General features: G+C 61.1%; 17 protein-coding genes. 10 read left to right on the plus strand and 7 right to left on the minus strand.

From position 1 onward, the window contains the following. Positions 1-103 precede the first annotated feature (103 nt). On the minus strand, positions 104-1,168 hold the full coding sequence (gene ulaG, locus REA38_RS20200; protein WP_039569257.1) for an L-ascorbate 6-phosphate lactonase: 1,065 nt from the start codon (positions 1,166-1,168) through the stop codon (positions 104-106). A 354-nt stretch (positions 1,169-1,522) separates the two neighbouring features. Between ulaG and ulaA the strand changes: the two genes are divergently transcribed. Genes ulaA through REA38_RS20230 form a run of 6 tightly spaced genes read left to right on the plus strand, consistent with a single transcriptional unit; the run spans position 1,523 to position 5,967 of the window. Then, on the plus strand, positions 1,523-2,920 hold the full coding sequence (gene ulaA, locus REA38_RS20205) for a PTS ascorbate transporter subunit IIC (RefSeq protein ID WP_033636328.1): 1,398 nt from the start codon (positions 1,523-1,525) through the stop codon (positions 2,918-2,920). Between the two features lie 14 nt (positions 2,921-2,934). Further along, positions 2,935-3,243, plus strand: a complete 309-nt coding sequence (gene ulaB, locus REA38_RS20210) for a PTS ascorbate transporter subunit IIB (RefSeq protein ID WP_033636327.1) — start codon at positions 2,935-2,937, stop codon at positions 3,241-3,243. A 10-nt stretch (positions 3,244-3,253) separates the two neighbouring features. After that, entirely contained in the window at positions 3,254-3,721 is a 468-nt protein-coding gene (gene ulaC / locus REA38_RS20215) for a PTS ascorbate transporter subunit IIA (protein ID WP_033649344.1), read from the plus strand. Between the two features lie 16 nt (positions 3,722-3,737). Next, positions 3,738-4,394 (plus strand): 3-keto-L-gulonate-6-phosphate decarboxylase UlaD, encoded by a 657-nt coding sequence (locus tag REA38_RS20220; RefSeq protein WP_033649343.1) that lies wholly within the window; start codon positions 3,738-3,740, stop codon positions 4,392-4,394. Between the two features lie 9 nt (positions 4,395-4,403). Then, a complete protein-coding gene (locus tag REA38_RS20225; RefSeq protein ID WP_308886524.1) occupies positions 4,404-5,330 on the plus strand; it encodes an L-ribulose-5-phosphate 3-epimerase in 927 nt (308 codons plus the stop codon). Continuing rightward, positions 5,281-5,967, plus strand: coding sequence for an L-ribulose-5-phosphate 4-epimerase (locus REA38_RS20230; protein WP_033638611.1), 687 nt, complete (start codon positions 5,281-5,283; stop codon positions 5,965-5,967). Before REA38_RS20225 ends, REA38_RS20230 begins: the two co-directional genes overlap by 50 nt. 3 nt (positions 5,968-5,970) lie before the next feature. Here REA38_RS20230 and malT read toward each other — a convergent pair whose 3' ends face one another. Next, on the minus strand, positions 5,971-8,685 hold the full coding sequence (malT, locus tag REA38_RS20235) for an HTH-type transcriptional regulator MalT (protein WP_033649340.1): 2,715 nt from the start codon (positions 8,683-8,685) through the stop codon (positions 5,971-5,973). Positions 8,686-9,145: 460 nt separating this feature from the next. On the opposite strand from malT, the gene malP reads away from it, so the two are divergent. Together malP and malQ are read left to right on the plus strand one after the other, a co-directional pair. Then, the gene (gene malP, locus REA38_RS20240; RefSeq protein ID WP_060423631.1) at positions 9,146-11,551 is read left to right on the plus strand and encodes a maltodextrin phosphorylase; all 2,406 of its coding nucleotides are present in this window, start codon (positions 9,146-9,148) and stop codon (positions 11,549-11,551) included. 9 nt (positions 11,552-11,560) lie between these two features. Further along, positions 11,561-13,651: a 4-alpha-glucanotransferase gene (malQ, locus tag REA38_RS20245; RefSeq protein WP_033655247.1), complete on the plus strand. Its 2,091-nt coding sequence runs from the start codon at positions 11,561-11,563 to the stop codon at positions 13,649-13,651. Positions 13,652-13,721: 70 nt separating this feature from the next. On the opposite strand, the gene nfuA is transcribed toward malQ, so the two are convergent. Next, a complete protein-coding gene (nfuA, locus tag REA38_RS20250) occupies positions 13,722-14,297 on the minus strand; it encodes a Fe-S biogenesis protein NfuA (protein WP_004930777.1) in 576 nt (191 codons plus the stop codon). A 58-nt stretch (positions 14,298-14,355) separates the two neighbouring features. Beyond that, positions 14,356-15,039: a DNA utilization protein GntX gene (gene gntX, locus REA38_RS20255; RefSeq protein WP_049213051.1), complete on the minus strand. Its 684-nt coding sequence runs from the start codon at positions 15,037-15,039 to the stop codon at positions 14,356-14,358. 40 nt (positions 15,040-15,079) lie between these two features. Here gntX and bioH point away from each other — a divergent pair, with 40 nt between their 5' ends. After that, the gene (bioH, locus tag REA38_RS20260) at positions 15,080-15,850 is read left to right on the plus strand and encodes a pimeloyl-ACP methyl ester esterase BioH (RefSeq protein ID WP_308886525.1); all 771 of its coding nucleotides are present in this window, start codon (positions 15,080-15,082) and stop codon (positions 15,848-15,850) included. A 270-nt stretch (positions 15,851-16,120) separates the two neighbouring features. Then, a complete protein-coding gene (locus tag REA38_RS20265; protein WP_004930765.1) occupies positions 16,121-16,405 on the plus strand; it encodes a YdgH/BhsA/McbA-like domain containing protein in 285 nt (94 codons plus the stop codon). 43 nt (positions 16,406-16,448) lie between these two features. Here REA38_RS20265 and REA38_RS20270 read toward each other — a convergent pair whose 3' ends face one another. The 3 genes from REA38_RS20270 to feoA all read right to left on the minus strand — a co-directional run bounded on the left by REA38_RS20270 (position 16,449) and on the right by feoA (position 19,300). Further along, a complete protein-coding gene (locus REA38_RS20270; protein WP_033636318.1) occupies positions 16,449-16,688 on the minus strand; it encodes a FeoC-like transcriptional regulator in 240 nt (79 codons plus the stop codon). After that, on the minus strand, positions 16,688-19,003 hold the full coding sequence (gene feoB, locus REA38_RS20275) for a Fe(2+) transporter permease subunit FeoB (protein ID WP_308886526.1): 2,316 nt from the start codon (positions 19,001-19,003) through the stop codon (positions 16,688-16,690). The genes REA38_RS20270 and feoB overlap by 1 nt, the downstream gene beginning before the upstream one ends. 72 nt (positions 19,004-19,075) lie before the next feature. Continuing rightward, entirely contained in the window at positions 19,076-19,300 is a 225-nt protein-coding gene (gene feoA / locus REA38_RS20280) for a ferrous iron transporter A (protein WP_025304553.1), read from the minus strand. Positions 19,301-19,536 lie beyond the last annotated feature (236 nt).

Here is a 19,536-nt window from a genome sequence, read left to right on the forward strand (position 1 = left end):
ATCAGGGTGAGAAGAACGTCGTTGCCTTCGATTATATGCGCGCCGTTTGACGATTTGAATCATTGCCGTTCAAAAGCGCGCATCAGTATGCAACACCGGTTGATTACAAGAAAGACTTGAAGGGCAGGTCAGGTTCCTGGGTGAAACAATCATCGAACCCGCGCGGATAGTGATATTCCAGATTGTCTTTGTCCTGCGGCCAGATGAACTTGCCGCCAACCTGCCAGATAAAGGGTTTGAAACCGTACTTGAGCCGATCTTTTTTCATGTCCCACAACACGCGGATCTCCTGCGGGTCTGCCTGGAAATTCGACCAAATATCGTGGTGGAAGGGGATCACGACCTTGGCGTTCAACGATTCCGCCATGCGCAAGATGTCGGCGCTGGTCATCTTGTCGGTAATGCCGCGTGGGTTCTCGCCGTAGGAGCCGAGGGCGACATCAATGTGGTGATCGTTGCCGTGCTTGGCGTAATAGTTGGAGTAGTGAGAATCGCCGCTGTGATAAAGGTTGCCGCCCGGCGTTTTGAACAGGTAGTTGACCGCACGCAGATCCATGCCGTCCGGCAGTACGCCCGCGGCCTTTTGTTCCACCGGTAATGTGATCAGCGCCGTGCGATCGAAAGCATCCAGCGCATGAATTTCGACGTCTTTGATTTTTATCACGTCGCCAGGTTTGACGGTGATGCAGCGCGCCGGCGGCACGCCCCAGCCGATCCAGATATCCACGCAGCTTTTCGGCCCGATAAACGGGACGGATTCGGGGCAGTTCTGCAACACGGCCGCCGCGACGTTCACATCGATATGGTCGTTGTGATCGTGCGTGGCCAGCACGGCGTCGAGCTGGGTGATGGCGAACGGGTCGAGTACGAATGGGGTGGTGCGCAGGTTCGGCTGCAGTTTCCGCACCCCGGCCATGCGCTGCATTTGGTGGCCGGTTTTCATCAGCGGGTTGGCGTGGCTCTGCTTGCCGGTGCCGCACCAAAAATCGACGCACAGGTTGGCGCCTTCTTCAGACTTGAGCCAGATGCCGGTGCAGCCCAGCCACCACATGGCGAAGGTGCCGGGCGCGACTTTCTCCTGCTCTATCTCTTCGTTCAGCCAAGTGCCCCATTCGGGAAAGGTGTTCAATATCCAGGACTCGCGGGTGATGTCGTTGACTTTACTCATGGGTTTTTCCTCATTGTCGGTGATGATAAAATCATAAGTAATCACATTAGGATTTTATGTGACTTGTTTTGATTGAATCTAGCATCGTTTTTTTCAGCTGACAACGATCTTAACTCCCGTCAACGCCGCCTTATTCGCGTGCGACACTGCCCATGGCGCTTATGTTTCTCCTGGTTACTGCTATTAAATTCAATGGGTAATAAAATGAGTGTTGCTTAATTCATTGAATGTTAGTGGAATTGATTTTTATCTTGCGAGGTTGTTCACAAATAATCATTTATGATCTTTTTGTGATTATTGGTGATTGATATGGTGAAAGCGTTACCTGCACGCCAACCTTTCCGGGAGAGCCGTATGGAAACCCTTTACACCATCTTCACCGTCTTTTTTAACCAGGTGATGACCAATGCGCCGCTGCTGCTGGGGCTGGTTACACTGCTGGGTTACACGTTGCTGCGCAAAAGCGCGGCGGTCATCATCAAAGGCACCATCAAGACCATTATCGGTTTCATGTTATTGCAGGCCGGCTCCGGCATCCTGACCGGCACGTTCAAACCGGTTGTGGCGAAGTTGTCCGAGGTATACGGCATCAACGGGGCGATTTCGGACACCTATGCTTCGATGATGGCCACCATCGAACGTATGGGGGACGCCTACAGCTGGGTCGGCTACGCGGTATTGCTGGCATTGGCGCTGAACATTCTCTACGTACTGCTGCGGCGTATTACCGGGATTCGTACCATCATGCTCACCGGCCACATCATGTTTCAGCAGGTCGGGCTGATCGCGGTATTTTTCTACATTCTGGGTTACGGCATGTGGACGACGGTATTGTGCAGCGCGCTATTGGCTTCACTGTACTGGGGCATCACCTCCAACATGATGTTCAAGCCGACGCAGGCGGTAACGGAAAACAGCGGCTTCTCGATCGGGCATCAACAGCAGTTCGCTTCGTGGCTGGCCTACAAGGCCGCACCGTATCTCGGTAAAAAAGAGGACAGCGTGGAAGATCTGAAGCTGCCCGGGTGGCTGAACATTTTCCATGACAACATCGTGTCCACCGCCATCGTGATGACGCTGTTTTTCGGCATCATTCTGTGCTCGTTCGGCTTGGACACTCTGCAGGCGATGGCCGGTAAAACCCACTGGAGCATTTATATCCTGCAAACCGGGCTGATGTTCGCGGTGGCGATTTTCATCATCGTGCAGGGCGTGCGCATGTTCGTCGCCGAATTGACCGAGGCCTTTAACGGTATATCCCAACGTCTGATCCCCGGCGCGGTACTGGCCATCGACTGCGCCGCCATTTATAGCTTCGCGCCCAACGCCGTGGTGTGGGGTTTTATGTGGGGCACCATCGGCCAACTGATCGCCGTCGGCATACTGTTGGCGCTCGGCTCTTCCATCATGATCATTCCCGGTTTCATTCCCATGTTCTTTTCTAACGCCACCATCGGCGTATTCGCTAACCACTTCGGCGGCTGGCGCGCGGCGATGAAGATCTGTCTGGTGATGGGAATGATAGAGATCTTCGGCTGCGTGTGGGCCATCAAACTGACCGGGCTAAGCGCCTGGATGGGCATGGCGGACTGGTCGATTCTGGCGCCGCCGCTGATGCAGGGGCTGAGTCTGGGCCTGTGGTTTATGGGGGTGGTGATCGTTATCGCCCTGCTGTACATGTTCTTCGCCGGACGCACCCTGCGTGCGGAAGAAGATGCTGAAAAACAATCGGTTGAACCAGCGTCACGTTAATAGGAGTGCAGATTATGACGGTACGAATCCTGGCGGTATGCGGTTGCGGGCAAGGCAGTTCCATGATCATGAAAATGAAAGTCGACCAATTTTTAACGCAGCAAGGTGTGAATCATTCGGTCAACAGCTGTGCGGTGGGGGAATACAAATCCGAGTTGAACGGGGCCGACATCATCATTGCTTCCACCCATGTCGCCGACGAAATCGTCGTGAGCGGCAACAAATATGTGGTTGGGGTGCGCAATATGCTCTCGGCGGCGGACTTCGGCCCGAAGCTGATGGAAGTTATCGGCACGCATTTTCCGCAAGATTTGAAGCAGTAAGGAGCGAGTGATGAAGCTGAGCGATTCGTTGGCGCAAAACAACGCCATCCAGCTGCAGGCGGAGGCTGCTGACTGGCGGCAGGCGGTGCGGTTGGGCGTCGATTTGCTGGTGGCTGCCGGGGTGGTGGAACCGCGCTATTTCGACGCCATTTTGGCCGGCGTCGACCGGCACGGCCCTTACTTCGTGCTGGCGCCGGGCCTGGCGATGCCGCACGGCCGGCCGGAGGAAGGGGTGCTGAAAACCGGCTTCGCCTTGGTCACCTTGAAAACGCCGGTGTGTTTCGGCGATGAGGACAACGATCCGATAGACATCTTGATCACCCTGGCGGCGGTGGACGCCAAAACGCATCAGGAGGTGGGGATCATGCAAGTGGTGAATCTGTTTGAAGATGAGGCGAACTTCGATCGCTTGCGGGCCTGTCGCCACGCGAGCGAGGTATTGGCGTTGATCGACAAAACGTCTACGGCGGCGAATTGATTGAAGGAGACAAACAATGAACACGCAGTTACCGATGTTGCAGGTGGCGCTGGATAACCTGTCCATGGCCGCGGCTTACGACACGACTCGCCTGATCGCGGCCGAAGTCGACATCATCGAAGTCGGCACTATTTTGTGCGTGGCGGAAGGCGTGCGCGCCGTGCGCGATCTGAAAGCGCTGTATCCGGATCGCATCGTGTTGGCGGACGCAAAAATCGCCGATGCGGGTCAGATTTTGGCGCGAATGTGCTTCGAGGCGCATGCCGATTGGATCACGGTGATCTGCTGTGCCGACATCAATACGGTCAAGGGCGCTCTGCAGGTAGCGCATGAGTTCGGTGGCGACGTGCAGATCGAACTGACGGGGTTCTGGACCTGGGAACAGGCGCAGGCGTGGCGTGAAGCGGGAATGGGTCAGGTGGTGTACCACCGCAGCCGTGACGCGCAGGCGGCGGGCGTCGCCTGGAGCGAAGACGATATCCGCGCGGTGCGTCGCCTGAGCGAGATGGGTTTTAAGGTGACGGTCACCGGCGGACTGGCGCTGGAGGATTTGCCTCTGTTCCAGGGCATTCCCATCCACGTCTTTATCGCCGGACGCAGCATTCGCGATGCCGCCGATCCGGTCGCGGCGGCGCGGGAATTTAAATCCGTCATTGCCCAGCTGTGGGGCTGAGGAGCGGTTATGTTGCACAAATCCGTGCCGTTGGGCATCTATGAGAAAGCGTTGCCGCCGGGCGAGGACTGGCTGACGCGCCTGCAACTGGCGGGTGAGTTGGGATTCGATTTCGTTGAAATGTCGATCGATGAAAGCGACGGCCGCCTGGCGCGATTGGACTGGAGCACTGAACAGCGGCTCGCCTTGGTTAGCGCCGTTGCGGCGAGCGGTGTGCGCGTCCCTTCTTTATGCCTCAGCGCCCACCGGCGTTTTCCGTTGGGCAGTGCAGACGACACCACGCGCGACCGGGGACTGGAGATCGTGCGAAAAGCTATTCGGCTGGCGCAGGATACCGGCATCCGGGTGATCCAACTGGCCGGGTATGACGTTTATTACCAGCAGTCAACTGCACAGACCCGCGCCCGGTTCCGTGCCGGATTGGCGCAGGCGGTGGAGATGGCCAGCCGTGCGCAGGTCATGCTGGCGATGGAAATCATGGACTATCCGCTGATGAACTCGATCAGCAAGGCGCTGGGCTATGCCCACTACCTGAATAACCCGTGGTTTCAGCTGTACCCGGACATCGGCAACTTGTCTGCCTGGGACAACGATGTGCCGATGGAGCTCATGGCCGGGCGCGGACATATCGTGGCGGTACACGTTAAGGATACGCGGCCGGGGGAGTTTAAGAATGTGCCGTTCGGCGAGGGCGTGGTCGATTTCGTGCGCTGTTTCGAAACGCTGTTGCAGAGCGGCTATCGCGGCCCCTATCTGCTCGAGATGTGGAGCGAGAAAGCGGACGATCCGCTGCGGGCGGTGCGGGCGGTGCGGGCGGTGCGGGAGGCGCGAGCCTGGGTGGTTGAACGTATGGTCGAGGCCGGGTTGGAAATAAGGGGGGAGCATGCTGGAGCAACTGAAAAGTCAGGTGTACCGAGCCAATATGGCGTTGCCTGAGCACGGGCTGGTGACCTATACCTGGGGCAATGTCAGCGGCATCGATCGGGCCAGTGGGCTGGTGGTGATCAAACCCAGCGGCGTACCTTATGAAACGATGCGGGCTGAGGATATGGTGGTGGTGAATGCGCGAGGTGAGGTTGTCGAGGGGCAACTGCGGCCTTCGTCCGATACGCCGACGCATTTGGCGCTGTATCGGGCGTTCCCCCAACTCGGCGGTGTGGTGCATACGCACTCCACCCATGCCACCGCCTGGGCGCAGGCGGGTGAAGCGATACCGGCGCTCGGCACCACCCACGCCGACTATTTTTCCGGCGACATTCCTTGTACCCGCGGGCTGACGGCGGAAGAGGTGGCGCGGGAATATGAGCTGAACACCGGTCGGGTGATTATCGAAACCCTGAAAGGGCGTGAACCGCTGCACATTCCCGGCATCCTGGCGTATCAGCATGGCCCGTTCAGTTGGGGAAGGACGCCGGATGAGGCGGTGCATAACGCCGTGGTGTTGGAGGAGGTGGCGAAAATGGCGTGGATCAGCCGGGATATTAACCCCGGCCTGAAGCGGATCGATGACTATCTGCTGGAAAAGCATTTCAGCCGCAAACATGGCGCCGGCGCCTATTACGGCCAGCGCTGACTCTCAGGCGCCATACCCCATCATCTTCAACAGCTGCTGCGCTTGCTGCACCGCTTCCTGGCGATGGGCCACGCCCAGTTTCTGATACAGGTTGCGGATGTGCGTCTTGATGGTGGTGGCCGCCACGTCCAACTCGCCGGCGATCTGGTCGTTGCTGTAGCCGGAATAGATCAGCCCCAGCACCTGCCATTCGCGCTGGGTGAGCGGGCTGGTGCGGATCAGCTCCGGCACCTGCGGATGGGTCAGCAGCTTATCGACGAAATTCTCGTCAAAATGCGCGAACTTGTGCCGATGATGCTGGTTGATGTCGCGCAGGATGCGCTGGGCGCGATGCTGTTCCAGCTCCGGCAGCGTGTTGAGCTGGATCAGCTGGCGCAGCTGCTGCGCCATCGCTTCGCCCTCGATGACGAAGTGGCTGATAAAGCCGGTGCGGTTGGCCAGCGACAGCGCTTCGATCAGCGCCTGCTGCGCTTCGCCCTTGCGCTCTTGCAGCCAGTAGAGCTGGTTGCTGAGCAGCAGGTTGCGGTTGAGATCGCTCACCAGCCGCAGGCGGCGGGCGTTTTCGTTCAGCTCATCCAGCACCACGCCGGCCTCTTCATACTGGCCGAGCAGGATCTGCACCCGCGCGATGTTGCGCCACTGGCCCTGCGTGAAGTGGTTGTCCGCCATGCCGGGCTTTTCGGTGTGGCGCAGCCATTGGGCGGCGGCGGCGGTGTCGCCGGTCATCTGCCAGTGGATCACCCGCGACTTGTCGGTGTTGGTCAGCCAGTCGCGATGGTAGTGGGCGCCGTGCAGCAGGGTTTCGCAGCGCTGCAGATGGGTATTGGCGTTGTCCAGATCGCCGCGCGCCAGCGAGCATTTGGCCAGCATGGCGATGCACTGCAGCTGCTGTTGCGGCTGGTAGTTCGCCAGGATTTTCAGCCCGGTGCGCGCCGCGTCTTCCGCCTCGTCCAGCCGCGACCACGACCACAGGATCTGCGCGCGAATGCGCAGCAGGAACTCGTGCATCGGCAGCTGTTCCAGGTGTTGCTCGCGGATCAGTTCGAACGCCTTGTCCTGGGTTTCGTAAGCGGCCTGCAGGAAGCCCTGGGCGATGAGGATTTCGCTCTGCTGCAGCAGCGCCCAGAGCGCGTAATGGTTGGCTTGATGACGACGCGCCATCTGCTCGGTTTGCTGCATCATCGGCAGCGCGCGCGCCAGTTCGCCCTTGCAGTGGTGCACTTCGCCGGTCACCGAGGTGGCGACGATGCGGCTGTAATAGCTGGACAGCGGCAGGAATTTCAACGCTTCGGTCGCCAGCCGCTCGGCCTCTTCCGGTTTACCGGCGTTGATCGCCACCTGGGCGCGTAAGGCGTCGAACTCGGCGTGCAGCGTTTGGTCTATCTCGATTTTCTGCTCGCGCATGGTGCGCTCGGCGCGCTCCAGCAGGGTATTGACCTCGCCGTAGCGGTGCTGGCTCTGCGCCAGCCAGGCCTGCAGCAGCGCCAGCTTGGGATTTTGGATCAGGCGCTCATAAGGCAGCGCGTTGAGGCACTCCTCCAGCAAAGCCAGTTCGCTGTGGTGGAACAGCGACCAGGCGTGTTGCAGCAGGATATCGCGCAGCATGCTGACGTCGCTGGCCGCCAGCGCATGGTGAATGGCCTCCGCCGGATACCCCAGCGCCAGCCAGCCCTCGGCGGCGGCGCGGTGCAACCCCGGCAGCTCCAGCGCCAGCTCCCACTGGCAACGCTGGCGCAGGAAAGAAGCGAACAGCGGATGGAAGTTGAACCATTCGCCGGTGTCGTCCATGCGATGGATAAACAGCCCCTGGCGCTCCAGCTCCTCCAGCCGCTGCTGGCCGTTGTCTTCGCCGGTCAGCCGCACGATCAGCGCGTCGTTCATCGAGCGCAGCACCGAACAGCGCAGCAGGAAGGCGCGCGCCTCGGCATCGACGTGATCCAGCACTTCGTCCACCAGATAGTCGGACAGGTGGCTGGCGTTCAGCCCCGCCAGCCGCTTGGCCGACAGCTGAGCCGACGAGGCAGACTGGCGGGCCGACAGCGCGATCAGCTGCAGCGCGGTGGCCCAGCCTTCGACTTCGTCGCACAGGCGGCTGCTGTCCTGCTGTTCCATCGGCGCCGCCAGGCGGCAGTCGAAGAATTGTTTGGCTTCCTGATGGGTAAACGCCAGCTGCTGCGTGCCCATTTCCAGCAGCTGATCGCGCACCCGCAGATTGGCGATGCCGAGCGGCGGCAGGGTGCGCGAGAGCAGGATCAGCGTCAGGTTTTCCGGCTGATGGCGCAGGAAGAAGCGCATGGCTTCGTGAATGGCGTCGTTGGTGATCAGGTGGTAGTCGTCGATCACCAGGTACAGCGGCTGGTGCCAGTCGGCCAGCTCGATAAACAGCTGGGCGAACAGCGCCGACAGGCTGGCGTACTGGTGTTTCTGGCTCAGCGCCTCGCTCTTGACGCAGCGGCCGCCGCTGGCCTGCTGCAGCGCGGCGATCAGGTAGCTGGCGAAGCGCTCCGGTTGGTTGTCGCTCTCGTCCAGCGAATACCAGCCCAGATCGGCCTTGCCGGCCGCCCATTGGGCGATCAGCGTGGTTTTTCCGTATCCCGCCGGGCAATTGACCAGTGTCAGGCGATAGTTGCCCGCGCTGGCCAGTTTGGCCAGCAGGCGATCGCGGATCACGGTATTTTGCAGCCGTACCGGGCGGCTCAGTTTTGATGGGATCAGCATAGTATTCCAGGGTATAAATCGCGGTTCCCGCCGGGATTGGAGTGGCGCTAATTATTTTATGGTTCGTAATTAATAGCTCCCCCTAACTTCTGCCAACCCTAAACGTATTGCAACAAGCTTCCGCATCGGCTTGGAGTTAAGTTGCTATCGATCACACTTTTTTACGTTTGGCGTCGGCGCGCGGCGATGCGGTTGCAGATCGCATTTCCGGCCATGCACAAAACTTCAGCAGTGCGAATACTTGTGCTAACGTCATGGCTAACGTTCTCAGTGCTCGCCGCACGCGTTGGCGGGCTTTTTTGCATCGTTGCAAGGGAGTCAAACAGTGCCTGAGATCACAATTCCAGCTACGCCCCAATCCTCCTCCCCAGCTAATCCCCAGGCGGGATGATGCCGTCAGGCTTTCTCACCGGCACGATAGCGGCAATTTGACCCACTTACTGGATAGAGAGTTTTCCTTATGTCACAGCCTACGCTCAAGAAGGATGCTTTTCTGGCGGCGCTTGCCCGTCAGTGGCAACGGTTCGGCCTCAGTTCCGCACAGCAGATGACGCAACATCAATGGTGGGAAGCCGTCAGTGCGGCGCTGGCCGAGCAGCTGGCCGCACAGCCGGCGCCGCGCAAAAGCGCCAAACCGCTGCGCCACGTGAACTACATCTCGATGGAGTTTCTGATCGGCCGGCTGACGGCGAACAACCTGATCAACCTGGGCTGGTACGACACCGTCGAGCAGGCGCTGGCGGAGCAGAACGTCAAGCTGGCGGATCTGCTGGAGCAGGAAACCGATCCGGCGCTGGGCAACGGCGGGCTGGGGCGGCTGGCGGCCTGTTTCCTTGACTCGATGGCGACGGTGGAGCAACCGGCCACCGGGTATGGGCTGAACTACCAGTACGGGCTGTTCCGCCAGTCGTTCCAGGGTGGGCAGCAGCAAGAGGCGCCGGATAACTGGCAGCGCGAGAGCTACCCGTGGTTCCGCCACAACGCCGCGCTGGCGGTGGACGTAGGCATCGGCGGCAAGCTGGAAAAGCAGGCCGACGGCCGCGAACTGTGGCGCCCGGCCTTCACCCTGCGCGGCGAAGCCTGGGATCTGCCGGTGCTGGGGTATCGCAACGGCGTGGCGCAGCCGCTGCGCCTGTGGCAGGCGACCCATCAGCACCCGTTCAACCTGAGCGATTTCAACGACGGCAAATTCCTGCAGGCGGAGAAGCAGGGCGTAGAAGCCGACAAGCTGACCAAGGTGCTCTACCCGAACGACAACCATCAGGCCGGCAAGCGCCTGCGCCTGATGCAGCAGTATTTCCAGTGCGCCTGCTCGGTGGCGGACATTTTGCGCAAGCACCATCAGGCCGGCCGCAAGATTGAAGAGCTGCCGAAGTACGAAGTGATCCAGCTGAACGACACCCACCCGACCATCGCCATTCCGGAAATGCTGCGCATTCTGCTGGACGAGCACCAGCTGGAGTGGGAGGCGGCCTGGGCGATCACCAGCAACACTTTCGCCTATACCAACCACACCCTGATGCCGGAAGCGCTGGAGTGCTGGGATGAAAAACTGGTGCGCAGCCTGCTGCCGCGCCATTTCTCCATCATCAAACAGATCAACGCCAGGTTCAAAAAGCGGGTGGATAAGCACTGGCCGGGCGACGAGGCGGTGTGGGCCAAACTGGCGGTTCACCACAACAAGCAGGTGCGCATGGCCAACCTGTGCGTGGTCAGCGGCTTTGCGGTCAACGGCGTGGCGCAGCTGCACTCGGATTTGGTGGTGAAGGATCTGTTCCCGGAATATCACCAGCTGTGGCCGAACAAATTCCATAACGTCACCAACGGCATCACGCCGCGCCGCTGGCTGAAACAGTGCAACCCGGCGCTGTCGGGCCTGATCGACGAGACGCTGAAGGTGGAATGGGCGAACGATCTCGACGCGTTGCGCGGGCTGGAAAAATTCGCCGACGACGCGGCGTTCCGCCAGCGTTATCAGCAGATCAAACGCGACAACAAGGTGGCGCTGGCCCATTACGTGCACGGCGTGATGGGGTTGACGCTCGACCCGGACGCGATTTTCGACGTGCAGATCAAGCGTCTGCACGAGTACAAACGCCAGCACCTGAACCTGCTGCACATCCTGTCGCTGTATCGCCAGCTGCGCGACAACCCGAATCTGGACATCGTGCCGCGCGTCTTCCTGTTCGGCGCCAAGGCGGCGCCGGGCTACTACCTGGCGAAGAACATCATCTACGCGATCAACCAGGCGGCCGAGAAGATCAATAACGATCCGCTGGTGAAAGATCGCCTGAAAGTGGCGTTCATTCCCGACTACCGCGTGTCGGTGGCCGAACTGATGATCCCGGCGGCGGATATCTCCGAGCAGATCTCCACCGCCGGCAAAGAGGCCTCCGGCACCGGCAATATGAAGCTGGCGCTGAACGGCGCGCTGACGGTCGGCACGCTGGACGGCGCCAACGTCGAAATCGCCGAGCAGGTGGGCGAAGACAATATCTTTATCTTCGGCAATACCGTGGAGCAGGTGAAGGCGATACTGGCGAAGGGCTACGATCCGCTCAGCTACCGCAAGAAAGACAAGCACCTGAAGGCGATTTTGGACGAGCTGGCGAGCGGCGCGTTCAGCCACGGCGACAAGCACGCGTTCGACATGATGCTGCACAGCCTGCTGGAGGGCGGCGATCCCTATCTGGTGTTGGCGGACTTCGCCTCGTATTGCCAGGCGCAAAGCCGGGTCGATGAACTGTACCGCGATCGGGACGAATGGACGCGGCGGACTATCCTTAACACCGCGCGCGTCGGCATGTTCAGCTCGGATCGTTCGATCCGCGATTACCAGCAGCGCATCTGGCAAGCCAAACGTTAAGGAGAACGAATGGATCGCAAGCGTATCGATCAGGCGGCGGCACAGGCGGGGATCGCCGCCGATTTCATCAATGCCCACGGCAAGCGGCAGGCGATTGAACCGGAGACCAAGCGCAAGCTGCTGGCGGCCATGAATTGGGCCGAAGCCGCGCAGGAAGGGGCGGCGTCGCCGTTACCGGCGGTCAAGGTGTTCTATCAGGGCGCGCCGTTGGCGTTGACCCCGGCGGGCGAAGGCGAGTACCTGTGGGCGCTGCAGCGTGAAGACGGCGAATGCCTGCAGGGGCGCGTCGGCGCGCGCAAGACCCTGACGCTGCCGGGCGATCTGCCGGCGGGCTATCACCAATTGACGCTGAGCCAGGGCGCGCGGCAGTGGTCATGCCGAGTGATCGTCGCGCCGAGGCGCTGCTTCGAGCCGAACGCCTTGCTGACCGGCAAGAAGCTGTGGGGCGCCTGCGTTCAGCTGTATACGCTGCGTTCCGATCGCAACTGGGGCATCGGCGATTTCGGCGATCTGCGCCTGATGGTGGAGCAGGTGGGGGAACGCGGCGGCGCTTTCGTTGGCCTCAATCCGATCCATGCGCTGTATCCGGCCAACCCGGAGAGCGCCAGCCCCTACAGCCCCTCGTCGCGCCGCTGGTTGAATCTGGCGTATATCGACGTCAACGCGGTGGAGGATTTCCAGCGCAGCGACGCGGCGCAGCGCTGGTGGCAGAAGCCGGCGACGCAGAAGCAGCTGGCCAAGGCGCGCGCCGCGGAGTGGGTGGATTACACCGCCGTGATGCAGCTGAAGCTGGCGGGGCTGAAGCTGGCGTTCCCGCTGTTTCAGGCGCGCAAGCCGAACGACGCGCAGCGTCAGGCGTTCGAATGGTTCGTGACTGAGGGCGGCGAAAGCCTGTATCAGCAGGCGGCGTTCGACGCGCTGCATGCCCACCTGGCGGCCAAAGACGCCAGCCAGTGGGGGTGGCCGGCCTGGCCCGAGCGTTATCGGCGTGGGCAGAGCGAAGCGGTGCGGCAGTTCTGCGATGAGCATCAGGACGCGGTCCGCTTTTACCTGTGGCTGCAGTGGCTGGCGGCCACGCAGTTCGCGCAGTGTTTCGAACAGAGCCGGCAGCAGCAGATGCCGATTGGCCTGTATCGCGATCTGGCGGTCGGGGTGGCGGAAGGCGGGGCGGAAACCTGGTGTGACCGCGAACTGTACTGCCTGAAAGCGTCGGTCGGCGCGCCGCCGGACATCCTGGGGCCGCTGGGGCAAAACTGGGGGTTGCCGCCGATGGATCCGCACGTGATGGCGGCGCGCGGTTATCAGCCGTTCATCGATCTTTTGCGCGCCAACATGACCAGCTGCGGCGCGCTGCGCATCGATCACGTCATGGCGCTGCTGCGGCTGTGGTGGATCCCGTATGGCGAAACCGCCGATCGCGGTGCCTACGTCAAATACCCGGTGGACGATCTGCTGGCGGTGCTGGCGCTGGAAAGCCAGCGCCACCGCTGCATGGTGATCGGCGAGGATCTCGGCACGGTGCCGGTGGAGATCGTCGGCAAGCTGCGCGACAGCGGCGTCTATTCCTACAAAGTGCTGTATTTCGAAAGCGACGGCGAACACCATTTCCGCGCGCCGCAGGCCTATCCGGTGCAGGCGATGGCGACCATCACCACCCACGATCTGCCGACGCTGCGCGGCTACTGGCAAAGCGACGATCTGACGCTCGGCAACCGGCTGGGCCTTTACCCGGATGCGGAGATCCTGCGGGCGCTGTTCGCCGATCGGGAACGCGCCAAGCAGGGGCTGCTGGACGGGTTGCATCGCTATGGTTGCGTGCCGCAGAAGGTGGGCAAGAAGGCGGCGCTGCTCGGCATGAGCCCGCTGCTCAACCGCGGGCTGCAGCGTTATGTCGCCGACAGCGCCAGCGCCCTGCTCGGCCTGCAGCCGGAAGACTGGCTGGACATGGCCGATCCGGTCAATATTCCCGGCACCAGCGATCAATACCCTAACTGGCGGCGCAAGCTGACCGAAACGCTGGAGGAGATGTTCGCCGATCCGCGGATAAACCGGTTGCTGAAGGATTTGGACAAACGGCGGCGCAAGGTGTCGGTGGGCTGAAAACGACAATGCCGGAACGGGTTTCCCCCTTCCGGCATTGTGTTATCCACCGCGGCGCGAGCGCCGGGGATCAGTAATAGGAGTGCTCGCCGCGCTGGTGCTCGGTCAAATCGCGCACGCCTTTCAGCTCCGGGAATTTCTGCAGCAGCTCTTTCTCGATGCCTTCTTTCAGCGTGACGTCGACCATCGAACAGCCGTTACAGCCGCCGCCGAACTGCAGGATCGCCATGTTGTCGTCGGTGATCTCCATCAGCGTCACGCGGCCGCCGTGGCCCGCCAGCTGTGGGTTGATCTGCGACTGCAGCACGTATTCCACGCGCTCCATCAGCGGCGCGTCGTCATCGACCTTGCGCATCTTGGCGTTTGGCGCTTTCAGCGTCAGCTGAGAACCCAGCTGGTCGGTCACGAAGTCGATTTCGGCGTCTTCCAGATACGGCGCGCTCAGCTCATCGACATAGGCGGACAGTTTGTCGAACTTCAGTTCGGTATCCGTCGCTTCTACCGCGTCCGGCGGGCAATAAGAGACACCGCATTCGGCCGTCGGCGTGCCCGGGTTGATCACGAATACGCGGATTTGGGTGCCTTCTTCTTGATTTGCCAGCAGTTTGGCAAAGTGTTCCTGTGCAGCATCTGTTATACGGATCATAGCATTAGCTCAATAGTTGACTTCTATAGTCGGTTATAATACGCCCATTGCCGTGGCACTACAACGTGCGGCAAACGCACCATATCTGCACCGAGGCGGCGCCTTGCCGCCGCAACAGCGCCGCGATTTCCGCGACGGTGCTGCCGGTGGTCACCACGTCATCCACCAGGGCGATATGCCGGCCGGCGACCGGCACCGTGCAGGTGAAAGCGCGCTGCAAATTGCGCCTGCGCGCTCCGGCGCTCAGCCGCTGTTGCAGGGCTGTCTTGCGCACCCGGCGCAAAGCGGCGGGCCGATAGGCGCAGCCCAGCCAGCGCGCCAGCGGCCGGGCCAGCAGATCGCTCTGGTTATAACCACGGCGCCAACAGCGTGATGTATGCAAGGGTACCGCTAAAATCAGGTCGGGTCTGTTCAGATTCTGCTCTCTGCGCGCCTGCTGCCACCGCAATAGCATCAGGCGTGCCAGCGTCGGTGCCAGCTCGGGCGCGCGGTGAAACTTGAACCTCTTTACCAGTTGGCTGAGGGGCGCAACGTAGTCGCCGACGAACACCAGCCGCTGCCAGGGCGGCGGCCGTTGCAGGCAGCGGCCGCAGGGCATTTGCGTTTCCCCGGCGGGCAATCCGCAGCGCGGGCAACACGGCGGGTGGGCCGGCAGATGGCGCAGGCAGCAGCTGCAGATGCCATGACGCATCAGACTCAACGGCTGTCGGCATAGCCAACAGCGGCTGCGGATTGATAGCATAGAGCCTCAGAGACGGATAAGCATGAAAGGACAATAACCAATGACAGCGCTGTACTGGCAAACAATAGGTGAGGGCGAACGCGATCTTGTGCTGCTGCACGGCTGGGGCTTGAACGCCGAAGTGTGGAGTTGCATTCAGGCGCGACTGGCGCCGCATTTTCGCCTGCACCTGGTCGATCTGCCGGGTTATGGCCGCAGCCAAGGGTTCGGCGCGTTGTCGCTGGCGCAGATGACGGAAATCGTGCTGGCGGCCGCCCCGCCGCAGGCCTGGTGGCTAGGCTGGTCGCTCGGCGGGCTGGTGGCCAGCCAGGCGGCGCTGATGCAGCCCGAGCGGGTCAAGGGGCTGATCACCGTAGCCTCCTCGCCGTGCTTTGCCGCCCGCGATGAGTGGACGGGGATCCGCCCGGACGTGCTGAGCGGTTTCCAGCATCAGCTGAGTCTGGATTTCCAGCGCACCGTCGAGCGTTTTCTGGCGTTGCAGACGCTGGGCACCGAGAGCGCGCGTCAGGATGCGCGCCAGCTGAAAGCGGTGGTGCTCAGCCAACCGACCCCGAGCGTCGAGGTGTTGAACGGCGGGCTGGAGATCCTGCGCACCGCCGATCTGCGCGTGCCGCTGGCGGCGTTGAATCTGCCGCTGCTGCGGATCTACGGCTATCTGGACGGGCTGGTGCCGCGCAAGGTCGCCGAGCTGCTCGATGCCGCCTGGCCGCATTCTGCGTCGCAGATCGTGGCCAAAGCCGCCCATGCGCCGTTTATCTCTCATCCCGATGAATTTGTGACGATGATCGAAGCGTTTATTGCAGCACATTGAATCCGGTGGGAAATCGCACGATAGGGCGCTAAAAAAAACGCCGCCGGGTGGATAAAAGACAAAGCTGTTCGATACTTAGTGAGTCAATGCGTTGGCTGCAAAATGAAAAGACCGCGTGCGGCGCTTTTCATTTTGGCGTTTCGTCTCTGGGAAACAGGCCCCGTCAGGGAAAGCAACGAGGCCTGAGGATGTCGCGGCAGCCTGCGGTACTACGCATGGATTCTTGACGGCTTTCATAACAGATAAATTATCCATTGAGAGGTTAGTGTCATGAAATCATTGAAGATGATTATTGCAGCGGCAGTGCTGGGTTCGGTGTCTTTCGGCTCCATGGCGGCAACCCTGCTGACCAAGGAAGATCTGGATAAGAACCCGGGTAAATACGAGAAGATCGGCACCGTCACCACGACGGCGGAAACCACGTCACCGATGGATGCCAAGGAAGAGCTGTCCAAACTGGCTGACGAAAAGGGCGGTCAATACTACGTGATCCTGGCAGGCCGCGAACACGGTAAATTCAGCGCCATCGCCGAAGTTTACAAAGACAAGCAATAAGCCTTGAACGGCAAAGGGGCGCCCGTCATGGCGCCCCTGATCGTCAGGCCTTCAGCCGGTAGAACACCGTGCTGCACCCCTGCCCCTGCGGGCAGCTTTTGCAACTGCCGCTCAGACAGGCGCCGTCATCCTGTTCGATGCGTTCCACTTTTCCCATCGCCGTCAATCGATCCAGCATCGCCTGCACCAGCGGCAGCGGCGTCGCCAGCGAGTGGCTGAGCTGCTGCGCCTGGGCGCTGCCGCGCAGCGCCAGCGCATCGCGCACCTGCAGCAGCCCGGCCATCAGTGACAGCTCCCTTTGGCGCTCTGGCAACAGGCCGCCGGCGTGGCGTTGCCCAGGCGCACCGTGACGCGGCTGCGCGCCCGGCGCAGGCCGAACAGCACCAGCAGATTCACCAGCACCACCGCCAGGATCGCCGTCAGGCTGTACTGCGGGTGTTGATTGAAGGTGGCCGCCTGATAGAACAGCGTCGCCAGCGAGTAGGCCACGTTCAGCCCCCACAGAATAGAGAAGGTCATCCAGCCGCGGCTCGATTCACGGGCGATGGCGCCCATCACCGAGACGCAAGGCACATACAGCAGCACGAAGATCAGATAGCTGTAGGCGGAGATGCCGGAGCCGAATTTGCTGCTCATCACGCCCATCGAGCCGACGCCCATCTCGCCGTCGCCCTTGCTGGCTTCGATCGGGTTGGAGAGCACGCTCAGGCTGAAGGTATTTTTCAGGCCGTCCCAGGTTTCGTGCAGCGCGCCGCCCAGTTCATCGAGCAGGTTGAAGTTGGCGGCGTCGAACGCTTCTTTGTTGATGCGCTCGGCGGTGTACAGCGTATTCAGCGTGCCGACCACCACTTCTTTCGCCATCGCGCCGGTCACCAGCCCGACGGTGGCCTGCCAGTTATCGCTGTGGACGCCCATCGGCTGCAGCAGCGGCGTCAGCACCCTGGAAACCGAGGCCAGCGCGGAGTCGTTGATGTTGTCGACCGTCTTGCCGCTGAACGAGAAGCTGTTCAGGCCGCCGATGAATATGCTGGCCACCACGATCACCTTACCGGCGCGCAGCACGAAGCCTTTCAGCCGCTGCCAGGTTTGCAGCAGCAGGCTTTTCAGGTGCGGCACGTGGTAGACCGGCAGCTCCATCACGAACGGCGAGGCTTCGCCGCGCATGAGGGTGTATTTGAGCACCAGGCCGGTAAGGATCGCCACCGCAATGCCGAGCATGTACAGCGAGAACACCACCCCGGCGCCGTCCTGGCCGAAGAAGGCGGCGGCGAACACCGCGAAGATCGCCAGACGGGCGCCGCAGGACATGAACGGCGCCATCATGATGGTGATCAGGCGCTCGCGCTGGGCATCCAGCGTCCGGGCGCCCATGATGGACGGCACATTGCAGCCGAAGCCGACGATCAGCGGCACGAAGGATTTGCCCGGCAGCCCGAGTGCCTGCATCAGGCGATCCATCACGAACGCCGCGCGCGCCATGTAGCCGGAATCCTCCAGGAACGACAGAAACAGGTACATCATGCCGATCTGCGGCACCAGCGGCAGCACGGTATTGATGCCGCCGCCGACGCCCTGCGCCAGGAAAACGGTCAGCCAGTCGGGGAAGTGCAGGGTGTAGCCGAGCCACTGAATGCCCTGAATGAAGATCGCCGCCGAGCCGATATCGAAGATCGGCTGCAGCGCACCGCCGATGTTGATCGCCAGCAGGAACATCAGGTACATCACCAGCAGGAAGATCGGCACGCCCAGCCAGCGGTTGAGGATCACTTTATCCAGCAGTTCGGTCAGACGGTTGGGCATCGCCTGCTGCGAGTTGCTGACCGCATCGCACAGGGCGGCGATGGACTGGTAGCGCGCGTCGGCGATCACCAGCGCCGGGTCTTCCTGCTGCTGCTGTTGCAACGCCTGGGCAGCCGCAGGCAACAGCGCGACGGCGGGGCCGGCCAGCCGGTGGCTGTAGATGTCGCCTTCCAGCATTTGCAATGCCAGCCAGCGGCGCTGCACCGCCGGCAGCGTTTGCGGCATGGCGTCGCTCAGCGTGGCGACCGCTTTCAGCAACAGCGGTGGGTAGTTCACCAGCGCCTGCTGTTCGTTGATGTGATGATTGTCGATCATCTGTTTCAGCACGCCGATGCCGTCGGCGCGGGTGGAGATCATCGGCACTACCGGGCAGCCGAGGCGCGCCGACAGCGCGGCGACGTCGATATCGATATGCTGACTTTTGGCGATGTCGAGCATGTTCAGCGCCACGATGCAGGGAATGCCCAGCTCTAGCAGCTGCAGCGTCAGGTAGAGGTTGCGCTCCAGGTTGGAGGCGTCGACCACGTTGATCAGCAGATCGGCGTCGCCGCTCAAAATGTAGTGGCAGGCGATCTGCTCGTCGAGCGAGGTTTGCTCTGAAATGGTGGTCAGGGAGTAGGTGCCGGGCAAATCGACCAGCCGCACGTCGGACTGCGGGGTGGTGAAATGGCCTTCTTTGCGTTCGACCGTCACGCCCGCCCAGTTGCCGACCCGTTGGCGTGCGCCGGTCAGCTGGTTGAACAGCGTGGTTTTGCCGGAGTTCGGGTTACCGATTAAGCCGATGGTGAGTTTTTTCATAGTTCAGCGTGTCGTCTTCAAGGAGAACAGCGCCGGCGCAAAGGCGCGTCGGCAAACGGAGAGCGCGTCGGCTCAGGGCTGGCCGTCGAGCTGCAGCAGCGCCAGATCCTTCCTGCGCAGCACCAGGCTGACGCGGCGAGTTTTAATTTCTATCGGATCGCCCAGCGGTGCGACGCGCACCACGTCGAACGAAGAGCCGGGCAGCATGCCGAGCGATAACAGTTTCTGGCGGTAGGCCGGCGCAATTTCACCGGAAAAGCCGACAATCTTATACGTGCGTTTAGGTTGGAGCTGCATGTGATTAACCTTCCGGGTGCCGATGAGCATCGGGCTGATGATAATTGGACGTTGCCGGCGAAAATGCCACGCCGTCGGCGGTATTCATCCATAAGGTCATGCAATAAAGTGAGCGCAAATAATAGTAATTATCATTATCGCGTTCAATACAAAAAGTAAGGGTATTGTAACCAATTATTATGGCGTCGACAGTTTTTGATGGCGTTGTCTTGATTAACGACGTTTTACCACCGGTT

Source organism: Serratia sp. MF1(2023) (assembly GCF_030954545.1).
GTDB classification, from domain to species: domain Bacteria; phylum Pseudomonadota; class Gammaproteobacteria; order Enterobacterales; family Enterobacteriaceae; genus Serratia; species Serratia sarumanii.

Bases quoted from the DNA above. Each gene is read 5' to 3' on its own strand.
- ulaG (WP_039569257.1), bottom strand. From the start codon at position 1,168: ATGAGTAAAGTCAACGACATCACCCGCGAGTCCTGGATATTGAACACC.
- ulaA (WP_033636328.1), top strand. From the start codon at position 1,523: ATGGAAACCCTTTACACCATCTTCACCGTCTTTTTTAACCAGGTGATG.
- ulaB (WP_033636327.1), top strand. From the start codon at position 2,935: ATGACGGTACGAATCCTGGCGGTATGCGGTTGCGGGCAAGGCAGTTCC.
- ulaC (WP_033649344.1), top strand. From the start codon at position 3,254: ATGAAGCTGAGCGATTCGTTGGCGCAAAACAACGCCATCCAGCTGCAG.
- REA38_RS20220 (WP_033649343.1), top strand. From the start codon at position 3,738: ATGAACACGCAGTTACCGATGTTGCAGGTGGCGCTGGATAACCTGTCC.
- REA38_RS20225 (WP_308886524.1), top strand. From the start codon at position 4,404: ATGTTGCACAAATCCGTGCCGTTGGGCATCTATGAGAAAGCGTTGCCG.
- malT (WP_033649340.1), bottom strand. From the start codon at position 8,685: ATGCTGATCCCATCAAAACTGAGCCGCCCGGTACGGCTGCAAAATACC.
- malP (WP_060423631.1), top strand. From the start codon at position 9,146: ATGTCACAGCCTACGCTCAAGAAGGATGCTTTTCTGGCGGCGCTTGCC.
- malQ (WP_033655247.1), top strand. From the start codon at position 11,561: ATGGATCGCAAGCGTATCGATCAGGCGGCGGCACAGGCGGGGATCGCC.
- nfuA (WP_004930777.1), bottom strand. From the start codon at position 14,297: ATGATCCGTATAACAGATGCTGCACAGGAACACTTTGCCAAACTGCTG.
- gntX (WP_049213051.1), bottom strand. From the start codon at position 15,039: ATGCTATCAATCCGCAGCCGCTGTTGGCTATGCCGACAGCCGTTGAGT.
- bioH (WP_308886525.1), top strand. From the start codon at position 15,080: ATGACAGCGCTGTACTGGCAAACAATAGGTGAGGGCGAACGCGATCTT.
- REA38_RS20265 (WP_004930765.1), top strand. From the start codon at position 16,121: ATGAAATCATTGAAGATGATTATTGCAGCGGCAGTGCTGGGTTCGGTG.
- REA38_RS20270 (WP_033636318.1), bottom strand. From the start codon at position 16,688: ATGGCCGGGCTGCTGCAGGTGCGCGATGCGCTGGCGCTGCGCGGCAGC.
- feoB (WP_308886526.1), bottom strand. From the start codon at position 19,003: ATGAAAAAACTCACCATCGGCTTAATCGGTAACCCGAACTCCGGCAAA.
- feoA (WP_025304553.1), bottom strand. From the start codon at position 19,300: ATGCAGCTCCAACCTAAACGCACGTATAAGATTGTCGGCTTTTCCGGT.